Annotated in this window: 1 protein-coding gene; it reads left to right on the top strand. The window is 75.1% G+C overall.

Going from position 1 to position 313, the window contains the following annotated elements:
* Positions 1-313 (top strand): SpoIIE family protein phosphatase (locus OO69_RS48500; protein ID WP_033287452.1); only part of this gene is annotated, 313 nt, incomplete at both ends.

Here is a 313-nt window from a genome sequence, read left to right as displayed (position 1 = left end):
CTCCTCGTGCTCTACACCGACGGGCTGGTGGAGTCGTCCGCCCGCGAGATGGACCAGGGCATGCGGACACTCGCCGGTCTGCTGACCACCGCGTACGGTGCCGCGGCGGGTGAGGGCGGCGCGCGCCTCGATCTGGAAGACCTCTGTGACACCCTGACGGCCGGTCTGCTCCCCGCCGACCAGCAGGCGGCCGACGACGCGGCCTTCCTGCTGGCCCGCCTGCACGCCCTGCCCAGCGACAAGATCCCCTCCTGGCCGCCCCCCCAGGCCCCCCGCGCGGCAGGCCAGGCCCGCCGTCACGTCCGGGAGCAGC

The sequence above is a fragment of the Streptomyces sp. NRRL F-525 genome (genome assembly GCF_000716605.1).
In the GTDB taxonomy this organism is placed as follows: Bacteria; Actinomycetota; Actinomycetes; order Streptomycetales; family Streptomycetaceae; genus Streptomyces.
The sequence above is the reverse complement of the archived record's forward strand: the minus strand, read 5'-3'. Positions and strand labels throughout refer to the sequence as shown.